The 20,976-nt window shown below is 55.6% G+C and carries 16 protein-coding genes; 9 read left to right on the top strand and 7 right to left on the bottom strand.

Annotated features, from left to right (window positions below):
* Positions 1 to 216: 216 nt before the first annotated feature.
* Together speF and potE are read left to right on the top strand one after the other, a co-directional pair.
* Positions 217 to 2,412 (top strand): ornithine decarboxylase SpeF, encoded by a 2,196-nt coding sequence (gene speF / locus G9X48_RS09840; protein ID WP_097641209.1) that lies wholly within the window; start codon positions 217 to 219, stop codon positions 2,410 to 2,412.
* Complete coding sequence (potE, locus tag G9X48_RS09845; protein ID WP_015386890.1) at positions 2,412 to 3,725, top strand: putrescine-ornithine antiporter; 1,314 nt, start codon at positions 2,412 to 2,414, stop codon at positions 3,723 to 3,725. The genes speF and potE overlap by 1 nt, the downstream gene beginning before the upstream one ends.
* 75 nt (positions 3,726 to 3,800) lie before the next feature.
* Here potE and pgm read toward each other — a convergent pair whose 3' ends face one another.
* Both pgm and seqA read right to left on the bottom strand, forming a co-directional pair.
* Entirely contained in the window at positions 3,801 to 5,441 is a 1,641-nt protein-coding gene (gene pgm, locus G9X48_RS09850; RefSeq protein WP_097641208.1) for a phosphoglucomutase (alpha-D-glucose-1,6-bisphosphate-dependent), read from the bottom strand.
* A gap of 24 nt (positions 5,442 to 5,465) precedes the next feature.
* Positions 5,466 to 6,017: a replication initiation negative regulator SeqA gene (gene seqA / locus G9X48_RS09855; RefSeq protein WP_004387172.1), complete on the bottom strand. Its 552-nt coding sequence runs from the start codon at positions 6,015 to 6,017 to the stop codon at positions 5,466 to 5,468.
* 183 nt (positions 6,018 to 6,200) lie between these two features.
* On the opposite strand from seqA, the gene ybfF reads away from it, so the two are divergent.
* From ybfF to G9X48_RS09880, 5 genes are all read left to right on the top strand, one after another.
* Complete coding sequence (gene ybfF / locus G9X48_RS09860) at positions 6,201 to 6,968, top strand: esterase (protein WP_097564527.1); 768 nt, start codon at positions 6,201 to 6,203, stop codon at positions 6,966 to 6,968.
* Between the two features lie 128 nt (positions 6,969 to 7,096).
* Positions 7,097 to 7,378, top strand: a complete 282-nt coding sequence (gene ybfE, locus G9X48_RS09865) for a LexA regulated protein (RefSeq protein WP_004387174.1) — start codon at positions 7,097 to 7,099, stop codon at positions 7,376 to 7,378.
* A gap of 161 nt (positions 7,379 to 7,539) precedes the next feature.
* On the top strand, positions 7,540 to 8,070 hold the full coding sequence (gene fldA, locus G9X48_RS09870) for a flavodoxin FldA (protein WP_004387175.1): 531 nt from the start codon (positions 7,540 to 7,542) through the stop codon (positions 8,068 to 8,070).
* Between the two features lie 290 nt (positions 8,071 to 8,360).
* A complete protein-coding gene (fur, locus tag G9X48_RS09875) occupies positions 8,361 to 8,813 on the top strand; it encodes a ferric iron uptake transcriptional regulator (RefSeq protein WP_004387176.1) in 453 nt (150 codons plus the stop codon).
* Between the two features lie 322 nt (positions 8,814 to 9,135).
* Entirely contained in the window at positions 9,136 to 9,747 is a 612-nt protein-coding gene (locus tag G9X48_RS09880; protein ID WP_007865711.1) for a helix-turn-helix domain-containing protein, read from the top strand.
* 50 nt (positions 9,748 to 9,797) lie between these two features.
* On the opposite strand, the gene G9X48_RS09885 is transcribed toward G9X48_RS09880, so the two are convergent.
* From G9X48_RS09885 to nagE, 5 genes are all read right to left on the bottom strand, one after another.
* The gene (locus G9X48_RS09885) at positions 9,798 to 12,449 is read right to left on the bottom strand and encodes a beta-N-acetylhexosaminidase (protein ID WP_097641207.1); all 2,652 of its coding nucleotides are present in this window, start codon (positions 12,447 to 12,449) and stop codon (positions 9,798 to 9,800) included.
* Positions 12,450 to 12,505: 56 nt separating this feature from the next.
* Positions 12,506 to 13,900, bottom strand: coding sequence for a chitoporin (chiP, locus tag G9X48_RS09890; RefSeq protein WP_007900502.1), 1,395 nt, complete (start codon positions 13,898 to 13,900; stop codon positions 12,506 to 12,508).
* Between the two features lie 442 nt (positions 13,901 to 14,342).
* Positions 14,343 to 16,010: a glutamine--tRNA ligase gene (gene glnS, locus G9X48_RS09895; protein ID WP_004387180.1), complete on the bottom strand. Its 1,668-nt coding sequence runs from the start codon at positions 16,008 to 16,010 to the stop codon at positions 14,343 to 14,345.
* Positions 16,011 to 16,116: 106 nt separating this feature from the next.
* Positions 16,117 to 16,533 carry a lipoprotein gene (locus tag G9X48_RS09900; protein ID WP_085046864.1) on the bottom strand — a complete coding sequence of 139 codons (417 nt, stop codon included), beginning with the start codon at positions 16,531 to 16,533 and terminating at the stop codon, positions 16,117 to 16,119.
* Between the two features lie 128 nt (positions 16,534 to 16,661).
* On the bottom strand, positions 16,662 to 18,686 hold the full coding sequence (nagE, locus tag G9X48_RS09905; protein WP_097641206.1) for an N-acetylglucosamine-specific PTS transporter subunit IIBC: 2,025 nt from the start codon (positions 18,684 to 18,686) through the stop codon (positions 16,662 to 16,664).
* 317 nt (positions 18,687 to 19,003) lie between these two features.
* Here nagE and nagB point away from each other — a divergent pair, with 317 nt between their 5' ends.
* Together nagB and nagA are read left to right on the top strand one after the other, a co-directional pair.
* On the top strand, positions 19,004 to 19,804 hold the full coding sequence (nagB, locus tag G9X48_RS09910) for a glucosamine-6-phosphate deaminase (RefSeq protein WP_097570207.1): 801 nt from the start codon (positions 19,004 to 19,006) through the stop codon (positions 19,802 to 19,804).
* A 21-nt stretch (positions 19,805 to 19,825) separates the two neighbouring features.
* Complete coding sequence (gene nagA, locus G9X48_RS09915) at positions 19,826 to 20,974, top strand: N-acetylglucosamine-6-phosphate deacetylase (RefSeq protein WP_004387183.1); 1,149 nt, start codon at positions 19,826 to 19,828, stop codon at positions 20,972 to 20,974.
* Positions 20,975 to 20,976 lie beyond the last annotated feature (2 nt).

Below are 20,976 nucleotides of genomic sequence, written 5' to 3' on the forward strand. Positions count from 1 at the left end.
TCATTAACAGGTAACTGCCTGGGAATGCGTGCGCGCTTTTGCCACAACCCTTTGTAATACCGGCATAACGTCGGGTGGGGGTTGTCTGGCCTAAAAAGAGCAAATCTTCTCTACTGCCTTTTAGAGGCAGCGGGAATATGTTGCCCGACATTTATCTTGAGCAATTTTCCGCGAGGAAAAGTGGCGGGGTTGCTTTGCCTGAAATAAGGAAACATCATGCAAGCATTAAAAATTGGCGTCAGTCGTTTATGCCCGGACTGTTTTTCAACAGACCGCACGACGATAAATATTCACGAATCTGACTATATTGATATCGCCGCGGCGGTGATGACCGTCAGCGATATTTACCTGGGTCTTATCGATGAAATAGAAATGACCGGATTTGGTATTCCGGTGTTTGTGGTATGCCAGCCTGAAGAGCGGGTGCCGGCGGAGTATTTGCCACGCGTTGCGGGCGTCTTCGAAGACAGTGAAACGTACCGCGAACACTATGGTCGCCAGCTTGAGGCCGCCGCACAGAAATATGAAACCGCGCTGCGCCCGCCGTTCTTTCGCGCGCTGGTGGATTACGTCAGCCAGGGCAACAGCGCGTTTGACTGCCCAGGCCATCAGGGCGGTGATTTTTTCCGCCGCCACCCCGCGGGGAATCAGTTCGTCAGTTTCTTCGGCGATACGCTGTTTCGCGCCGATCTGTGCAACGCTGACGTGGCGATGGGGGATTTGTTAATCCACGAAGGCGCGCCCTGCCTCGCGCAGCAGCACGCCGCAGCGGTGTTTAACGCCGATAAAACCTACTTTGTGCTGAACGGCACTTCTTCGGCCAATAAAGTGGTGCTTAATGCGCTGCTGGCACCGGGCGATCTGGTGCTGTTTGACCGTAATAACCATAAATCGAACCATCACGGCGCGCTGTTGCAGGCGGGCGCGACGCCGGTCTATCTGGAAACCGCGCGTAACCCGTACGGGTTTATCGGCGGGATCGACGCGCATTGTTTCGAGGAGCGCTACCTGCGCGAGCGGGTGCGGGAAGTGGCTCCTGCGCGGGCCGCAGAAAAGCGCCCGTTCCGCCTGGCGGTTATCCAGCTCGGCACCTATGACGGCACGATTTATAACGCCCGTCAGGTCGTGGATACGCTCGGGCCGCTGTGCGACTACCTGCTTTTTGATTCCGCGTGGGTCGGCTATGAGCAGTTTATTCCGATGATGGCCCCTTGCTCGCCGCTGCTGCTGACGCTTAATGAAAACGATCCGGGCATTCTCGTCACGCAGTCGGTGCATAAACAGCAGGCCGGGTTTTCGCAGACCTCGCAAATCCATAAAAAAGACAGCCATATCAAAGGGCAACCGCGTTATGTGTCGCATAAGCGCATGAATAACGCCTTCATGATGCACGCCTCCACCAGCCCGTTTTATCCGCTCTTCGCGGCCCTGGACATTAACGCGCGGATGCACGAGGGCGAGGCCGGACGCCGGATGTGGATGCGCTGCGTGGAACATGGCATTGACGCCCGCAAGATGATTTTTGAAAGCTGCCGCGCCATTCGCCCGTTTGTTCCGACGACCGTTGATGGCCGCCCGTGGCAGAGCTATGAGACGGCGGAGATAGCCGCTGATTTGCGCTTTTTCCACTTCGAGCCCGGCGAGCGCTGGCACGCTTTTGAGGGCTACGCGCCGCACCAGTACTTCGTCGATCCGTGCAAGCTGCTGCTCACCACGCCGGGGATTAACACCGAAACCGGCGAGTATGAGGCTTTCGGCGTACCCGCCGCCGTGCTCGCAAGCTACCTGCGTGAAAACCACGTCATCCCGGAGAAATGCGATCTCAACTCGATTCTGTTCCTGCTGACGCCCGCCGAGGAGATGAGCAAGCTGCAACAGCTGGTGGCGCAACTGGCGCGCTTTGAAGCGCTGCTGGAGCGCGACGCGCCGCTCGTCGACGTGCTGCCCTCGCTCTTTAAACAGCACCAGGCGCGCTACGAAGGCTATACGCTGCGCCAGCTCTGCCAGGAGATGCACGACTTTTACGCCAGCCGTAACGTTAAACAGCTGCAAAAAGAGATGTTCCGTAAAGCGCATTTCCCGCGCGTCGCCATGAGTCCGCAGGCGGCCCACCAGGCGTTTATTCGCGGCAATATTGAACTGGTACGGCTTGAACAGGCCGAAGGGCGTATCGCGGCGGAGGGCGCGCTCCCCTACCCGCCCGGCGTGCTGTGCGTGGTGCCCGGCGAAATCTGGGGCGGCGCGGCGCTGCATTATTTTCAGGCGCTGGAAGAAGGGATCAACCTGCTGCCGGGCTTCGCGCCGGAGTTGCAGGGCGTCTATGTCGAAACCTGCGATGGTCGCCGTCAGGTCTGGTGTTACGTGGTCAGTGAAAACCCTGCCTCGCAACCCCGTACAGAAGGAGCGTTATGATGAGCAAATCCAACAAAATGGGCGTTGTGCCGCTGACTATCCTGACCATGGTCAACATGATGGGCTCCGGTATTATCATGCTGCCGACCAAACTCGCCGAAGTGGGGACGATTTCGATTATCTCGTGGCTTGTGACCGCCGTCGGCTCGACAGCGCTCGCCTGGGCGTTTGCCAAATGCGGGATGTACAGCCGTAAATCGGGCGGCATGGGCGGCTATGCGGAATACGCCTTCGGCAAATCCGGCAACTTTATGGCGAACTACACCTACGGGGTGTCGCTGCTTATCGCGAACGTGGCCATCGCTATTTCAGCGGTCGGCTACGGCAGCGAGCTGTTCGGCGCGGCCTTAACGCCGGTGCAAACCGGGATCGCCACTATCGGCGTGCTGTGGATCTGCACCGTCGCTAATTTCGGCGGCGCGCGTATTACCGGCAAGCTCAGCAGCGTGACCGTCTGGGGGGTGATCATTCCGGTGGTCGGGCTGTCGGTCATCGGCTGGTTCTGGTTCAGCCCGACACTGTATGCCGCCTCGTGGAACCCGCATCACGTGCCGTTTTTCGATGCGGTCGGATCGTCAATCGCCATGACGCTGTGGGCCTTCCTGGGACTGGAATCGGCCTGCGCCAATACGGAAGTGGTGGAAAACCCGGAGCGCAACGTGCCGATCGCGGTGCTCGGCGGCACGCTGGGCGCGGCGGTGATTTATATCGTCTCGACCAATGTGATTGCGGGCATTGTGCCGAACCTGGATCTGGCCCACTCCACCGCGCCGTTCGGGCTGGCGTTCGCGCAGATGTTTACGCCGGGCGTCGGGAAAATCATTATGGCGCTGATGGTGATGTCCTGCTGCGGCTCGCTGCTCGGCTGGCAGTTCACCATTGCCCAGGTGTTCCGCTCCTCCGCCGATGAGGGCTATTTCCCGAAAGTCTTTTCCCACCTGAGCCGCGCGGAAGCGCCGGTCAAAGGGATGCTGACGATTGTGATTATCCAGAGCGGGCTGTCGCTGATGACCATCAGCCCTTCGCTTAACAAGCAGTTTAACGTGCTGGTGAATCTGGCGGTGGTGACGAATATCATCCCCTATATTCTGTCGATGGCGGCGCTGGTGATTATTCAGCAGGTGGCGAAAGTGCCGCCACGTAAGGCGAAACCGGCGAATCTGGTGGCGCTGCTCGGGGCGATTTACAGCTTCTACGCGCTCTACTCGTCAGGCGAGGAGGCGATGCTGTATGGCGCGATAGTCACCTTTATGGGCTGGACGCTGTACGGGCTGGTGTCGCCGCGCTTTGAGCTGACCAATAAACACAGTTAATGAGCGGCATGACGATGAAAACAAAACGGCAACCCGAAGGTTGCCGTTTTTCGCGTCTCCTGTTCAGGAGCGCATTTAGGCGTTTTTCAGCACTTCGCTGACGATTTCCACCGCTTCTTTCTCGATCTGCTTGCGGTGTTCTTCACCGAGGAAGCTTTCGCAGTAGATCTTGTACGCGTCTTCGGTGCCGGAAGGACGCGCCGCGAACCAGCCGTTCTCGGTCATCACTTTCAGGCCGCCGATAGCCGCACCGTTGCCCGGAGCGGCAGTCAGACGCGCGGTGATGGGGTCGCCTGCCAGCGTACTGGCGCTGACCATTTCCGGAGAGAGCTTCGAGAGCGCCGCTTTCTGCGCGGAGGTCGCGGAGGCCTGGAGACGGTTATAGCTCGGCGCGCCGAAACGCGCGGCCAGTTCGTCATAGTGCTGCTGCGGGTTTTTACCGGTTACGGCGGTGATTTCCGCCGCCAGCAGGCACATGATGATGCCGTCTTTATCAGTGGACCACGGCGTGCCGTCAAAGCGCAGGAAAGACGCGCCCGCGCTCTCTTCGCCGCCAAAGCCGAAGCTGCCGTCGTAGAGACCGTCAACAAACCACTTAAAGCCAACCGGCACTTCCACGAGCTTACGGCCCAGCGCGTCCACCACGCGATCAATCATCGCGGAGGAGACCAGCGTTTTGCCAACGGCCACATCCTGGCCCCACTGCGGACGATGCTGGAACAGGTAGTTGATCGCCACCGCCAGATAGTGGTTCGGGTTCATCAGGCCCGCAGGCGTGACGATACCGTGACGGTCGTAGTCCGGGTCGTTCGCGAACGCCAGGTCGAACTTATCACGCAGCGCCAGCAGACCGGCCATCGCCGATTCCGACGAGCAGTCCATGCGGATTGCGCCGTCTTTATCGAGGTGCATAAAGCGGAAAGTCTGATCCACCTGATCGTTAACGATGGTGAGATTGAGCTTGTAGTGCTCCGCGATGCGCTTCCAGTATTCGATACCGGAGCCGCCGAGCGGGTCGACGCCGAGCTTCAGGCCCGCTTTCTGGATAGCGGCCATATCGACGATTTCTGCAAGCCCCTCGATAAACGGCTGCACCAGGTCTTTTTCCTGAATGCGGCCGCTCGCCCAGGCCTCGTCCAGAGAGATGCGCTTCACCTCTTTCAGGCCGTTCGCCAGCAGTTCGTTGGCACGGTTTTCGACCACTTTGGTGACGTTGGTGTCTGCCGGGCCGCCGTTAGGCGGGTTGTATTTGATGCCGCCATCGTCCGGTGGGTTGTGCGACGGGGTGATGACGATGCCATCGGCCTGCGCGCCGCCGCGTTTGTTATGCTCAAGAATGGCATTCGAAACCGCAGGCGTCGGCGTATAACCGTTGTTCTCTTGCACGATGATATCGACGCCGTTGGCGGCCAGCACTTCCAGCACGGAGATAATCGCAGGCTCGGAGAGCGCGTGCGTATCTTTACCGACATAGCACGGCCCGGTGATGCCGTTTTTCGTACGCTCTTCGGCGATCGCCTGGGCTATCGCCAGAATGTGCGGCTCGTTAAAGCTGTGGCGCGCGGCGCTCCCACGGTGGCCGGACGTACCGAACTTGACCGCGTGTTCCGCATTACCCACTTCCGGCGTCAGCACGTAGTACTGCGCGGTGAGCTGGGCGACGTTGATTAAATCACTCTGTTGTGCAGGCTGTCCCGCACGGTTATTGACTGCCATGGCCTGGTCCTTCTGACGCAAGAGTTAAATGGTGCCGCAAACCTTCTCAATCAATTCCGCCGGGAACTGCATGGTCTGCATGATGTGTTCGATCATGCTGCATTTGCGGCCTGTATTCGTATTCGTAATCACCCAGTACGGTGTGCCCGGCACGTGGCGAGGTTTCGTCTGGTTGCCACTTTGCAGCAGCGTTTGCTCGTCACCGGCGAAATAGACGCGGGTACGGCCGTGTAACGACTCGGTCGCTTCGGCAAATGCGTTTGCATCCAGTGAATAGAGTGTAGACAGCACCAGCATAAAACGATTGACCGCGCGTTTTTGTTCGGCGTATTCATCCGACAACAATAGCTCACGCATGGCTCGCACGCGGTCGCGCGCCGGGTTCACTGGCTTTTCAGGCTCAGCGGCGGGCGCAACAGGGGCGGGAGTCTCTGCTTTGGCGGGTGTAGCGGCTAATGGCGAGGAGGCGGAAAATTTCAACATGCGCCGTAAAATGTCGGACGCGCTTTCGCCAATATGCAGGGTGTGGCTGGCAATGTAGCGATACAGCTCGTCATCAACTTCAATCGTTTTCATCTTAATCCAGTGCGATATCTTTTCTGAATACAAGTCGTTGGGAGTATAAAGTTAAAACCCAACAGCGGATAGCGTCAAACCAGGAAGGCCGCAAAAGTCGGAATTAACTGGAACCTTGCAGCCGGGCGGCAGAATGGTCAACATGATAACCTAACCTGTCAGTCGCCAAAAAAGAACTTTGCCATGAAATTAAATACCCGTACGCAATCTGCGCAACAACCGACTCAAAATACACCGATTGTGTTAATTCACGGGCTGTTTGGCAGCCTGGATAACCTGGGCGTACTGGCCCGCGATCTGGTGGCCGATCATGACGTTGTGCAGGTTGATTTGCGAAACCACGGGCTTTCCGGGCGCAGCGAGACGATGGATTATCCGGCGATGGCGCAGGATATTCTCGAAACGCTGGATGCGCTGGGGCTGAATAAGGTGATTCTTATTGGTCATTCAATGGGCGGCAAAGCGGCAATGGCGGTGACCGCCCTCGCGCCAGATCGCATTGAAAAGCTGGTGGCGATTGATATCGCGCCGGTGGATTATCAGGTACGCCGTCACGATGAAATATTCAATGCGGTGAACGCGGTGAGCGACGCGGGCGTTACCTCACGCCAGCAGGCGGCGGAGATTATGCGCCAGCATATCCGCGAGGAAGGCGTGGTGCAGTTTCTGCTGAAATCGTTTGTCGATGGCGAGTGGCGCTTTAATGTGCCGGTGCTGTGGAGCCAGTATTCGCATATCGTCGGCTGGGAAACAGTGCCTGCCTGGCACGGCCCGGCGCTGTTCATTCGCGGCGGCGCGTCGCCTTATGTGGAAGAGACGCACCGCGAGGCGTTGCTTTCTCAGTTCCCCAAAGCCCGCGCGCATGTGATTGCGGGCGCAGGTCACTGGGTGCATGCCGAAAAACCGCAGGCGGTGCTGCGCGCGATTCGTCGTTTTCTGGAAACTGATTAAAAACAGACCGACCGGCGCCGTCGCGCGCCGGATGCGTTGGCGCGCTTCGCTCCCTGATGTATGATGGCGCGCTGAAATACCGCCGGGCTCCGCCACGGCAGCCTGTTTCCCCTGTCTATACTCATACCATGGCAAAAGAACAAACGGACCGCACAACGCTCGATCTCTTCGCGGATGAACGCCGTCCGGGCAGACCGAAAACCAATCCGCTGTCGCGCGACGAACAGCTGCGCATCAATAAGCGCAACCAGCTTAAGCGTGACAAAGTTCGCGGGCTTAAGCGCGTGGAGCTGAAGCTGAACGCCGACGCGGTAGACGCGCTGAACCATCTCGCGCAGGCGCGCAATATTAGCCGCAGCGAGCTGATAGAAGCGATGCTGCTTGCGCAGCTGAAAGCCTTGCAGGAGTAAGGTCTGGTCTGAATTTTACCCAAAAGGACCGGGCAATGTAGCAGAGAGTGCACCCGGCGCCTGATAGCGTTTCCGCACCTTCTTCTGTTCTGCTATGATTGCCCTATCTGTGGGCGTTATGCCAGCATCATCACATTTAGATTCAAGAGGTTATTCTTCTTATGGCAATCGTAGGCATCTTTTTCGGCAGCGACACCGGCAATACCGAAAATATCGCAAAAATTATCCAGAAACAGCTCGGGACTGACGTTGCTGAAGTGCATGACATTGCTAAAAGCAGCAAAGAGGATCTGGAAGCATTCGATATTCTTCTGCTTGGCATCCCGACCTGGTACTACGGCGAAGCGCAGTGCGACTGGGACGATTTCTTCCCGACGCTCGAAGAAATTGACTTTAACGGCAAGCTGGTGGCGCTTTTCGGCTGCGGCGACCAGGAAGATTACGCAGAATATTTCTGCGACGCGCTGGGCACCATTCGCGACATCATCGAGCCGCGCGGTGCGACCATTGTTGGCCACTGGCCGACCGAAGGTTACCACTTTGAAGCTTCTAAAGGCCTCGCTGATGACGACCACTTCGTTGGTCTCGCGATTGACGAAGACCGCCAGCCGGAGCTGACCGCGGAACGCGTTGAAAAATGGGTCAAACAGGTGTCCGAAGAGCTGCATCTGCAGGAAATCATCAACGCCTGATGATAAGCGGCGCGGGCACCGTTCCGCGCCGTTTGATAGATAAAAGCAATGAAAATAATTGCTACAAATTTTTAACTTTCCCTCACTACGCTGTACAATGGCTTTCTTAATTATCAGGCTCTCCACGTGAAAAACGCTGGCTGGCCCACGATTTTTAAGCCCTTTTTTGCCGGACGCTTGCGGTTTTCATTTAGGCATGTCAGTTCTATAATGAGACGCATTCATCTTCGGCGTATCCGATGTATCGCTCCCTTCCGGAGCGAGTCGTTAAGCAACAGGACAGATTCCGCATGACTGACAACAATACCGCATTAAAGAAGGCCGGCCTGAAAGTCACGCTTCCTCGATTAAAAATCCTCGAAGTGCTGCAGGAACCGGTCAATCATCATGTCAGTGCGGAAGACCTCTATAAGCGTCTGATTGACATGGGTGAAGAGATTGGCCTTGCCACGGTCTATCGCGTACTTAACCAGTTCGACGATGCCGGCATCGTCACTCGTCACAACTTTGAAGGCGGTAAATCCGTTTTCGAGCTGACGCAACAGCATCATCACGATCACCTGATTTGCCTCGATTGCGGCAAAGTGATCGAATTCAGTGATGATTCTATTGAAGCGCGTCAGCGTGAAATCGCCACGCGCCACGGCATCCGCCTGACCAACCACAGCCTCTATCTGTACGGTCACTGCGCCGATGGCGACTGCCGCGAAAATGAACACGCCCACGAGGCTGGCGGGAAATAACGCTCGCTATACTGCATTATCCCAGGCCGACATTTGTCGGCCTTTTTATTGCCTGAAACCCCTTTAACAAAAATATAGATGTATTTTTTTAGATAAAATTTGAAAACTGGAGTGTTTTAATACAGCGCACAATGCTTAATTAAACCACATATATTTTTTTAAATCGAAATTCAGAAAAGATAAATATCTTTATCACTCAATCGGTTAGAGATGAGATCATCCCTGTTTTTCCTTTTCTGTTCTCTGCCCCTTATTGCAGCCATAAAAAAGCATCCATTAAGATACAGCAACGATTTAATTTTATTTTATTAAGGTAACCAACATGGTCTTACCCCCTAAACCGCTTGCTGAGATTTACCGTATTGCGGATATTTTTAATAGCTACGGCAACTGGTCTCGTGCAGAGAAAAATACGCTGATCCCGCTTCGGGACGGGGAGATCTGCATCATTCGTGGCGGTCAGTTCTCTCTGATGCGCCAGAGTGACAGGCTGTTGCTGGAAAAAAGCAGCGCACCCTCTGTGCTGGGGCTGGCGAGGAATTTAGGCAAAACTCAATTCGCCAAATTACAGGCGGATTCCGAATGCCATTACCAGTTAATTCCTTTTGATTATTTCATTCAGGAAATTGAGAAAAATCACTGCCAGTTACATCTGCTTATTTTGTCCTCATGGTTTATTAATATGCTTTGCTATCGCGAAGAAATTATGATGGGACGAAACAGCTACAGCATGATTAAAGCGAATATCGATTGTCTCGCGACAATGGATGAGTTCATGCGTAACCGGATTAACGTGGCCGATTATATCGTTAAAAAAACCAATCTTTCCCGCAGCATGGTGATGAAAACCCTTTCTCAGTTGCGTGGTGCGAAAAATATTGAGATAAGCAAAGGCAAACTGGTTGCAGTTCACCATCTGCCTGAATCGCTGTAGAGCGCGCGCGCTCATAAGAAAGCCAGCCCGGAGGCTGGCTTTTTATTGCGTTAGGGCTGTACGTTATCCACACGGCTGTAACGTTTACCGTCGCTGCTGACGCTTCGTACCTGTACGGCCCCCGTCACGCGTGGTGGCTTCGCATCATCATAGCGCTGCCAGTGCGCGCCGCCATCAGTGGAGTATTCTATCGCGACACCTGGCAGACTGACGTTCATCTGCAACACGCCGTCGTGAATCCGCGCGCCCGGCACAGGCAGGCGGAATTGTACGCCCGCTTTTTCAAGCTTCGGCAGCTCACGGCTGCCCGCCAGGTTCGCAAAGCGCGTCCAGTCATCATGCAGCGCTTTTACATCCACCTGATGGGTTTCGCCGCCTTTATATTCGCGACCAGCCTGATAATCCTGCTCCCAGGCCGCGCGATGCCAGGCGCGTTCAGCTACAGCTAACAGACGCGGGTAGATCATGTACTCCATTTGTTTATCGGTGCGCACCACTTCGCTCCAGAGCTGCGCCGAGAGTCCATACGCGCCTGGCCAGGGTTTGTCCGACTTAGCGCTGAACGCGTTGCCGTCGCGATCGACGGATGTCTCGGCGTTTTGCGGGAGGTTATCCGGCGCGAAGCTGAAAATCTTACGTTCGTCGCTAAAGCGTGTGCCCCAGTAATAGCCGCTCTCCGCCGGATTCACTTCATTCGGGAAATCGAGGTAGACGTAATCGGGGTTAGAAACCACCACGCGGAAACCTTTATTCGCCCAGTCGTTCGCTGTATCGAAACCGCCCCAGTAGAGCGTGTCCCAGAAGTTGACGTTAACGTGCGAGGTGGCGAACGCGCTGGCGTCTTTCGCATCCTTAAGCCCGTCCTGCCACGCCTGCATGGTGTCGATGCCGTGCGCTTTGACCAGTTTGCTTACTTCCACGCCAAAATAGCTGGAGAGGTGCTCGACATCAGCGACGACACCGTCTTGCACCATTTTCTGACACACCGGCGAGCGCGCCCAGGGCTTGTCCTGACGGCTCTGGTCGATAATCCCCTTCCCGGCCTCCGGTTTCGCTTTATCCGTATAACCCGCGCCGAGATAGATATTTTTCGCCTCATCGCCGCCAAAATGCCAGGTGGTGAGCGGCTGTCCGGCCTCTTTATGCATCTGCTGGATCTCGCCAATCACTTTATCGACAAAGCGGCGCGAGGAGTCGAGGCACGGATTGAGATAGCCGGTGCGGTTGTAGTACTGCACGCCAGTGGTAACGGACGTATCTTTCGGGTCGAGCAGGCGATACTGGTTCGCCTCTTCGGTTTTACCCGCTTTCTGCAGCCTGTCGTAACGCGCTTCCATCGCAATCACCGCCGCGCGGGCATGTGCGGGCATGTCGATTTCCGGGATCACTTCTATCTGGCGCGCGGCGGCATATTTCACAATCTCAATATAATCCGCGCGGGTGAAGTAGCCGCTGCCGTTGTTGTTCGTATCTGGCCCGGAGCCGAGCTGCGGCAGCAGGCAGGTTTTTTCGCTGAGATCGTGACAGCGCTTCGCCCCTACATCGGTCAGTTCCGGCAAGCCCGGTATTTCAATACGCCAGCCTTCATCATCGCTCAAATGAAAGTGGAATTTATTGAGCTTATAGGCCGCCATCTGGTCAAGCAGGCGCAGCACAGCGGCTTTAGTGTGGAAGTTGCGTCCCACATCGAGTTGAATGCCGCGATAATCAAAACGCGGCGCGTCCTGCGCATCGAGCGTGGCGATTTGCTTCGCGCCCTCAGCCGGGATCAGCGACAGCAGCGATTGCAGCCCGTAAAAGACGCCCGCGCGGTCATAACCGGTAATCGTCGTCTCTTTTTGGCCAATATGCAGTTGATATGCGCCGGATACCGCCTCTTTACCACTAAAGGCGTGGCTGGCAATGGCTGTGCGTACCGGGTAGCCTGCATCAGTTTTTATACCGAGCAGCGCGAAACGGGCGAAAATCGCCTCCTGTGCGGGTTTCTCCAGCGCGGCAATATCGAGCTGAACGCCTTTTTCGAGAGAAACATTTTGCCCGTGTACTTTGACGTGCCGCGGCGTGGGCACGATCTGCCCGCGCAGGCGCTCTGCGTTCAGTGTTTTGACATCGCTGTTTTTATCAAACCGCGCTTCGGCGGTCATCAGGATATTTTTATCATCCGGCGTGCGCCTCCACTGATCGTTCAGCGGGCTGACAAAATCCGTCAGCGTTTCGGTATCGGTACTGGTGATAACCTTCGGCGCGCCGTCGTCCACCGTGACATACCAGCGCGGTAGCACGTCGGTGATAAAGAGTTGCCAGTATTCATTGATAATCGGGATTTCCACCGAGGCTTTCGCCGGGAAGCCGGTGAATTTGTCCGTCGGCTCAAGCTTGTGGAGATCGCCCATCACGTGGGTCACTTTAAACTGATCGTTATCGACTTTGAGGATCTGGCGAATGCTGTGAAACCAGATAGTCCAGTTTTTGTCGGTCACCGCGTCGCCCGGGTTGGTCAGCGTGATGACGGCTTTATTGCATGACGCCCAGTCAGCGCCAAGCGCGGCGCAGTCTGTACCGTGCTGCGCGGCCTGGTTGTCAGTAATGGTGTAATTAATCCCAAACTGGCTGATGCTATCTGTCGTTGACGCCTGTGCGTTGGCACCGGTGAAAAGCCCCATCACCGCTCCTGCTAACATACTGACCTGTAACTTTTTCATCGACTTCTCCTTTTCACTGCCCTTGATGGAAGGCGCATCTGCGCGCCCCTGCGCAATCAGAAAATCGTGAACGGCGCCGTGACGATAAATTTCACGTCGCGCTCGTCCTGGAAGATGTTGCCGTAACCGCCGCCGTAGCTTGGGATGTCGGAATGGTTGTCGTATTGGGTGAAATGCAGCTTAAACATTGTGCCTTTGGCACGGCCATCCTGCAGGGTGTAAACCGCATCGAGGCTGTAAGCGGATTCTTTGAGGCGGTAGTTGGGATCGTAATAGCCGTCAGTGGTCGGCAGCGTAGAGGGTTTCGCATCCCAGGCATAAACGTATGACGCGCCCAGCGCAAACCCAGGCAGGTTCCAGTTTTTCAGGTCATACATCGCGCCGAAGAACACAGCTTTTTCGCCATCGGCGTTAAAATCGGAGCGGTTATCCCACCAGATATCCAGCCGTCCGTTGGAAGACGCATAAGTGGGCGTCATGCGCTGCAGAAAATAGCCCTGCTGCCCTTCAGCGCTCACCCAGGTACCTTCCAGACGCAGATCGACCTGGCCAATTTTATAGCCAAATGTCAGCGCCTGGAGCCACGCGGTGCCGTCATAAATATCATTGACGCTGCCGTTACTGGCTTTGTCACGCGCGCCATAGAACTGATAACTGGTTGAAAGAGGATTGCCCGCAAGCGGGAAGTTGTAGCTCGCTTTCGCGAAGTATTGATCGATATACCCTTCCGCCTGGCCAAAAGCCGCTTCGAGCACCAGCGAGTTTTTAAAATCGTATTTCGCGCCGATGGAGTGGAGATAATCCACGCGGGTGGTTCTGTCGTTCTGGTAGAACTTGTCCATCTCCAGATGCCACGGCGATTTATATTCGTTGGTCCACATGTACGAGAAGCTCAGCGCGCCCGCCTCGCCGTAGTCAAAATTCGCGCCCGCTTCAGCCCCTTGATACGTACCGGGCATAAAGCTCCAGTGCGGCGCCAGCAGCGTCTGACCGGTGGGCTGCAACCAGCCAGCCCTCGCCCAGAGCGGGCCATATTTAAATTTACCGGCGGCTTTATAAAGGCTGATGCCGCTTTTATCGCCGGACCAGTCTTCGTCGTAGGCTTTGTTACTTGCGGAGAACGCGATTTCATTCGGGTGCCCACTGTCGCCGTTTTCCGCCATTTCGATGGCCGTGAATGCGGCGATGTCGAGCCCAAACATATCGGCGGCAAACCCTGACTGGAAATCCAGGTTCGCGTTCCAGGTGGAGTGTGAGAGGTTGGTTTTATATTTGTCTTCAACGACATCTTTACGGTCGCGCTCGCGCTGCCAGTAATAGATGCCGCCGGTTAATGTAGAGTCATCAATAAAGCCTGCGGCGTGAACGGGCGGGCTACACAGGCCACCCAGTGCGGTAACGCTGGCGACAGCCAGCGCGACGCCACTACGTTTGTATCTCAACGAACGCATGTGAAATTCCTCTTTGACGTAAAAAAATTCGCAGCGCATATGGCGCATAAAACGAATGAAATAAAAAAATAAAAGTGCTGAAGGAGAACCCCCGAAACAGCCCCTCAAGACTATTTTTCGCGACGCGAATTATCAATCTAAATCCCCTGAATTTTCGTGGCTTTATGACACAGTGCACAAAATAATTTTCATTTTGAAACATTTTCAGAAGACAGCTTTTAATGCGGATAAAAGAAGAGGAATCAGTTAAAGCTATAAAATGAAAGCGATTTCATGCACATCAGCAGATGAAAATAGCAACATGAGGTTTTATGACGGGCTTGCGTTTAACGAAAAACATGTAGATTAATTCGCGTCGCGAATATTTAAATCCTGTTAACGCATTGAATAGAAAGGCAAAAAAAACGCCGCGCAGAGGCGGCGTCTTGTAACAGGCAAGGTATTACTCGCCGATTTTAGCCCAGGTATCGCGCAGGCCAACGGTGCGGTTGAACACCAGTTTGTCACCGTTTGCATGGCGGCTGTCGAGGCAGAAATAACCTTCACGCTCAAACTGCCAGGCTTTACCCGCTTCAGCGTTTTTCAGGCCCGGCTCCGCGTAACCCTGCTTGATGACCAGCGAGTCTTTGTTGATGGTCGTGAGGAAATCTTCCGCCGCCCCCGGGTTTGGCACGCTGAACAGACGGTCATAGAGACGAATTTCAACCGGCAGCGCATGCGCCGCGCTGACCCAGTGGATCACGCCTTTGACCTTGCGACCGTCCGCCGGATCTTTACTCAGCGTTTCGGCATCGTAGGTGCAGTAGATAGTGGTGATTTCACCCGCGTCGTCTTTCTCCACGCGCTCGGCTTTAATCACATACGCGTTGCGCAGACGCACTTCTTTACCGAGCACCAGACGCTTGTACTGCTTGTTGGCTTCTTCACGGAAATCCGCGCGATCGATCCAGATTTCGCCGCTAAACGGTACGTCGCGGTTGCCCATTTCCGGTTTGTTCGGATGGTTAGGCATCGACACCATTTCGCTGTGGCCCTGCGGGTAGTTTTCGATAACCAGTTTCACCGGATCGATAACCGCCATCGCGCGCGGCGCATTCTCGTTGAGATCTTCGCGAATACAGGCTTCCAGCGCCGCCATTTCCACGGTGTTATCCTGCTTGGTCACACCGATACGCTTGCAGAATTCACGGATGGACGCGGCGGTATAACCGCGGCGGCGCAGGCCGGAAATCGTCGGCATACGCGGGTCGTCCCAGCCTTCGACGTGCTTATCGGTGACCAGCAGGTTCAGCTTACGCTTGGACATCACCGTATATTCCAGATTCAGGCGCGAGAATTCATACTGGCGCGGGTGAACCGGAATGGTGATGTTATCCAGTACCCAGTCATACAGACGGCGGTTGTCCTGGAACTCCAGCGTACAGAGCGAATGGGTGATGCCTTCCAGCGCATCGGAGATGCAGTGGGTAAAGTCGTACATCGGGTAGATGCACCACTTGTTGCCGGTCTGGTGATGCTCGGCGAACTTAATGCGGTACAGCACCGGGTCACGCATCACGATAAACGGCGAGGCCATATCGATTTTCGCGCGCAGGCACGCTTTGCCTTCTTCAAACCCACCGGCACGCATTTTCTCGAACAGCGCCAGGTTTTCTTCCACGCTGCGATCGCGGAACGGGCTGTTTTTGCCAGGCGCGGTCAGCGTGCCGCGGTATTCGCGGATCTGCTCCGGCGACAGTTCGTCAACGTAGGCCAGGCCTTTGTTGATAAGCTCAACTGCATAGTTATAAAGCTGATCGAAATAGTCAGAGGAGTAGCGCACGTCGCCAGACCAGTGGAAACCCAGCCATTGCACGTCATTTTTAATCGACTCGACAAATTCCAGATCTTCTTTGACCGGGTTGGTGTCGTCAAAGCGGAGGTTGCACTGGCCGTGGTAGTCCTGCGCGATGCCGAAGTTCAGGCAGATAGATTTCGCGTGGCCGATGTGCAGATAGCCATTCGGCTCCGGCGGAAAGCGGGTGCAAATCGTGGTGTGTTTTCCAGACGCCAGATCTTCATCGATAATCTGGCGAATAAAGTTAGTCGGGCGGGCTTCTGCCTCACTCATCGCATATTCCTCAAAGCGTCAACATCGTTTAACGGCGTATGATCTTATAAGCAGAGGCGGGAAACAACCTTTAGTTACAGAAAATCCCGCCGCGCAGCACCGCATGTTACTGGCGGGCTTCAGCATACTGCGCCAGTCGACAACGCTCGGGCGTTCTGGCTTTGAGTAATTTGACTTGTGGCCTTAAGGACTCGACAGTCCCTTCACGCGGCAGGTAGCCTGGCGCCTCAACGCACCAGCTCCAGGAATAGATCATCGTGCCGTGGAGAAAGAAGATCATGTTTTCCCACTCCGAAACGCGCGAGACGGAAACATGGCCGTTATTATCTGCGGTGAATTTCTCCGGCGGCGGGTAATAGCCCGGCGGCATGCGGTGCGTTTGCAGCCAGAACGTGGCATGAGGAATGGGCTCGCCCTGCTCGTTCTGTATATCGACGTCAAGCGCGGGCCGGTGGGTCGCGTAGCGCGGGATGCAGCCACTTAACAGCACGGCGGCGAAAAGGACAAAAATAACCTGACGCATCTGATTCTCCTTAATCTCAGTGACCGCTACCCTACATGGCGTTACGCGGTGCGCGCCAGCCCCAAAAAAAGGCAAAAAAAACGGCGGGAGTGTTCCCCCGCCGTTCAGGCATAACGACTCAGAAGCGATTACTTGCCTTTAATTTCATACAGCGCGCTCTGGCCTGCGACCACCGCGCCCTGCGCCTGGATAACCAGACCGCCGAAATCGTCAATGTTGCTGCACACCACCGGGCTGACCATTGAGCGCGCGTTGGCGTTCAGGAAGTCCAGATCCAGCTCCAGTACCGGCTGGCCCGCCGTCACCTGCGCGCCCTCTTCCACCAGGCGTTTAAAGCCCTGGCCGTTCAGCGCGACGGTATCAATCCCCATGTGCACCACGATCTCTGCGCCGTTCTCGGTTTCCAGGCAGAACGCATGGTTGGTGTTGAAGATTTTCACGATAGTCCCGGCCGCTGGTGCCACCACCAGCTTATCGGTGGGCTTGATGGCGACGCCATCGCCAACCGCTTTGCTGGCGAAGGCTTCATCCGGCACCTCGTCGAGCGCGACCACTTCGCCTGTCACCGGCGACACCAGCGCAGAGATGGTTCTGGCATTAGCGACCGCCTGCGGCTTCACAGCCGGTGCGACAGGCGCCGCGGTCTGCGCTTTCGGCGCAGAGGCATCGACATGACCGGTCGTTTTCATCGCGTTGGCGATTTTTTCCGCCACGAAGCCGACAATGATTTGCACGCTGGTTTTGTTAAGGCGAATCACGCCCGTCGCGCCAAGGCGCTTAGCCATCGCTTCATCCACCAGCGCGGAATCTTTCACGTTCAGACGCAGACGCGTGATGCAGGCATCGATACCCGTCAGGTTATCGGAGCCGCCCACCGCCGCGATGTATTGACGCGCAAGGCCTGCTGCGTCGAGATCTTTCTCGTCGCTGACGTTAACGTCCACACCGTCTGCTTCGCTGCCCGCCACGGCCAGCTCACGGCCAGGCGTCATCAGGTTGAATTTAGTGATAGTAAAGCGGAACACCACGTAATAGATGACAAAGAAGACCAGACCCTGCGGAATCAGCATGTACCAGTGCGTCGCCAGCGGGTTACGTGACGACAGCACCATATCCACCAGCCCCGCGCTGAAGCCGAAACCGGCAATCCAGTGCATCGTCGCCGCGATAAATACGGAGATCCCCGTCAATACCGCGTGAATGACATACAGCACCGGTGCCACGAACATAAAGGAGAATTCCAGCGGTTCGGTAATGCCGGTAAAGAATGCGGCGAAAGCGCCCGCCATCATAATCCCCAGCACTTTGGCTTTATTTTCAGGACGCGCGCAGTGGTAAATCGCCAGCGCCGCGCCCGGCAGGCCGAACATCATAATCGGGAAGAAGCCCGCCTGATAACGGCCAGTGATACCGACCACGGCTTTACCGGATTCGATAGACTGCGCGCCGCCCAGGAAATTCGGGATATCGTTAATGCCTGCCACATCGAACCAGAACACGGAGTTCAGGGCGTGATGCAGGCCCACCGGGATCAGCAGACGGTTAAAGAATGCGTAAACGCCCGCGCCGACTGAACCGAGCTTCTGGATCTGCTCGCCAAAGTCAACGAGACCGCCAAACACGACCGGCCAGATGTACATCATGATGAATGCCACAACAATCATCACGAAAGACGTCAGAATCGGGACCAGACGGCGGCCGCTGAAGAAGGACAGCGCTTTCGGCAGCTCAACGGCGCTAAAGCGGTTGTACAGTTCGGCGGCAATAATCCCCACCATAATGCCCACGAACTGGTTTTTGATTTTACCGAAGGCGGCAGGCACCTGATCGGCCGGGATCTTCATAATCATGGCGACAGCCGCTGGCGAGCAGAGCGTCGTCAGCACCAGGAACCCGACAAACCCCGCCAGCGCCGCAGCGCCGTCTTTATCTTTTGACATACCGTATGCGACGCCGACCGCAAACAGCACGCCCATGTTGTCGATGATTGCGGAACCGGACTGAATGAAGAAAGCCGCAAGCGCATTGCTGCCGCCCCAGCCGGTCGGGTCAAGCCAGTAACCGACCCCCATCAGAATGGCTGCCGCAGGCAGCGTAGCCACAGGCACCATCAGCGCCCGGCCTACTCGTTGTAAATAACCTAAAATACTCACTTTTTCCCCCTATGAGACCCCGATGAGGCTCCAGCTAAGCAGTGTTTTTATTGTGCTACTAACTCTGAAACGCGGCGACACTTTGCATCAACCCTGAGTGTCTGCAAAATTAATTCGCCTCGCAAATTAAACGCGTCTTTTCTGTGATTTTTATCACCAAATATTGTTATTTCGCTTCCTTTCCTATGGCCTGAGTCGAAAACTTATTTTATCATTCAAAAAATCGAGACGGATTACTTCCGCTTTCAGCGAACGGGTATACCCTTACACTGTGCGTCGTTTAATCCGCTCCTGTTTTCTAACTTCCGAGGTGAACAATGAGACTGATTCCGCTGGCTACGCCGCAGCAGGTAGGCAAATGGGCCGCCCGCCATATTGTTAAGCGCATTAACGATTTCAATCCCACCGCTGACCGCCCTTTCGTTCTTGGTCTGCCGACTGGCGGCACCCCGCTTGAAGCGTACAAGGCGCTGATTGAGATGCATAAAGCAGGCCAGGTCAGTTTCAAACATGTTGTGACCTTTAACATGGATGAATATGTTGGCCTGCCGAAAGATCACCCGGAAAGCTATCACAGCTTCATGTACCGCAATTTCTTCGACCACGTTGATATTACCGAAGAAAATATCAACCTGCTGGATGGCAACGCGCCGGATATTGACGCAGAATGCCGCCGCTATGAAGAAAAAATTCGCGCTTACGGCAAAATTCATCTGTTTATGGGCGGCGTCGGTAACGATGGTCATATCGCGTTTAACGAGCCCGCATCTTCTCTGGCTTCCCGCACGCGTATCAAAACCCTGACGCACGACACCCGTGTGGCGAATTCGCGTTTCTTTGGCGGCGATGTGAATCAGGTGCCAAAATACGCGCTCACCGTGGGCGTCGGCACGCTGCTGGACGCGCAGGAAGTGATGATTCTGGTGCTGGGCCACGTTAAGGCGCAGGCGCTGCAGGCGGCGGTTGAAGGCAACGTCAACCATATGTGGACGATTAGCTGTCTGCAGCTGCACCCGAAAGCGGTTATCGTGTGCGATGAGCCTTCCACAATGGAACTGAAAGTGAAAACGCTGAAGTACTTCACCGAGCTCGAAGCTGAAAATATCAAAGATCTTTAAGGACTGGTTACCGGGGGCATTATGTACGCATTAACCCACGGCCGGATTTACACCGGCCACGACATTCTGGATGACCACGCGATTATCATCGCCGATGGCCTGATTGAGCGCCTCTGCCCGCTGGCTGAATTGCCGGCAGGTATCGAGCAGCGCGACATGGGCGGCGCCATTATCGCCCCCGGTTTTATCGACGTGCAGCTCAACGGCTGCGGCGGCGTGCAGTTTAACGACACCGCTGAAGCGGTATCGATTGAAACGCTGGAAATCATGCAAAAAGCCAACGAGAAATCGGGCTGCACCAGCTATCTGCCAACACTCATTACCTGTAGCGACGCGCTGATGAAACAGGGCGTGCGCGTGATGCGCGAATACCTGTCGCGTCATCAGAACCAGGCGCTGGGCCTGCATCTTGAAGGCCCGTGGCTGAATATCGTTAAAAAAGGCACGCATAACCCGGATTACGTGCGCCAGCCGGACGCAGAGCTGGTCGATTTCCTGTGCGAAAACGCCGACGTCATTACTAAAATCACCCTCGCGCCGGAACGCGTCGCGCCGGACGTTATCGAAAAACTGACCGCTGCCGGCATTGTGGTTTCCGCCGGGCACTCCAACGCGACGCTTAAGGAAGCGAAAAAAGGCTTCCGCGCGGGTATTCGTTTCGCCACGCATCTGTTCAACGCCATGCCTTATATTACTGGTCGCGAGCCGGGGCTGACGGGCGCTATTTTTGACGAGCCGGATGTCTGGTGCGGCATTATCGCTGACGGCCTGCATGTCGATTTCGCCAACGTGCGTCTGGCGAAAAAAGTGAAAGGCGACAAGCTGTGTCTGGTGACGGACGCGACGGCGCCTGCAGGTGCCAATATTGATGAGTTCATTTTTGCTGGCAAAACAATATACTACCGCAACGGCCTGTGCGTGGATGAAAACGGCACCCTGAGCGGCTCGGCGCTGACCATGATCGAAGGCGTGCGCAACCTGGTTGAGCATGTCAATATCGCGCTGGACGAAGCGCTGCGTATGGCGACGCTTTATCCGGCTCGCGCCATGGGTGTGGCGCACCGGCTTGGCAGCATTGAAGCGGGCAAAGTGGCGAACCTTACCGCCTTTACCCGCGACTATAAAATCATCAAGACCATCGTTAATGGTAACGAGGTCGTTACTGAGTAAAT

The sequence above is a fragment of the Cronobacter sp. HA18006 genome (genome assembly GCF_011605445.1).
Taxonomy (GTDB): domain Bacteria; phylum Pseudomonadota; class Gammaproteobacteria; order Enterobacterales; family Enterobacteriaceae; genus Cronobacter; species Cronobacter sakazakii.

Bases quoted from the DNA above. Each gene is read 5' to 3' on its own strand.
- chiP (WP_007900502.1), bottom strand. From the start codon at position 13,900: ATGCGTTCGTTGAGATACAAACGTAGTGGCGTCGCGCTGGCTGTCGCC.
- fur (WP_004387176.1), top strand. From the start codon at position 8,361: ATGACTGACAACAATACCGCATTAAAGAAGGCCGGCCTGAAAGTCACG.
- fldA (WP_004387175.1), top strand. From the start codon at position 7,540: ATGGCAATCGTAGGCATCTTTTTCGGCAGCGACACCGGCAATACCGAA.
- G9X48_RS09885 (WP_097641207.1), bottom strand. From the start codon at position 12,449: ATGAAAAAGTTACAGGTCAGTATGTTAGCAGGAGCGGTGATGGGGCTT.
- nagA (WP_004387183.1), top strand. From the start codon at position 19,826: ATGTACGCATTAACCCACGGCCGGATTTACACCGGCCACGACATTCTG.
- seqA (WP_004387172.1), bottom strand. From the start codon at position 6,017: ATGAAAACGATTGAAGTTGATGACGAGCTGTATCGCTACATTGCCAGC.
- nagB (WP_097570207.1), top strand. From the start codon at position 19,004: ATGAGACTGATTCCGCTGGCTACGCCGCAGCAGGTAGGCAAATGGGCC.
- ybfE (WP_004387174.1), top strand. From the start codon at position 7,097: ATGGCAAAAGAACAAACGGACCGCACAACGCTCGATCTCTTCGCGGAT.
- ybfF (WP_097564527.1), top strand. From the start codon at position 6,201: ATGAAATTAAATACCCGTACGCAATCTGCGCAACAACCGACTCAAAAT.
- G9X48_RS09880 (WP_007865711.1), top strand. From the start codon at position 9,136: ATGGTCTTACCCCCTAAACCGCTTGCTGAGATTTACCGTATTGCGGAT.
- G9X48_RS09900 (WP_085046864.1), bottom strand. From the start codon at position 16,533: ATGCGTCAGGTTATTTTTGTCCTTTTCGCCGCCGTGCTGTTAAGTGGC.
- glnS (WP_004387180.1), bottom strand. From the start codon at position 16,010: ATGAGTGAGGCAGAAGCCCGCCCGACTAACTTTATTCGCCAGATTATC.
- pgm (WP_097641208.1), bottom strand. From the start codon at position 5,441: ATGGCAGTCAATAACCGTGCGGGACAGCCTGCACAACAGAGTGATTTA.
- speF (WP_097641209.1), top strand. From the start codon at position 217: ATGCAAGCATTAAAAATTGGCGTCAGTCGTTTATGCCCGGACTGTTTT.
- potE (WP_015386890.1), top strand. From the start codon at position 2,412: ATGAGCAAATCCAACAAAATGGGCGTTGTGCCGCTGACTATCCTGACC.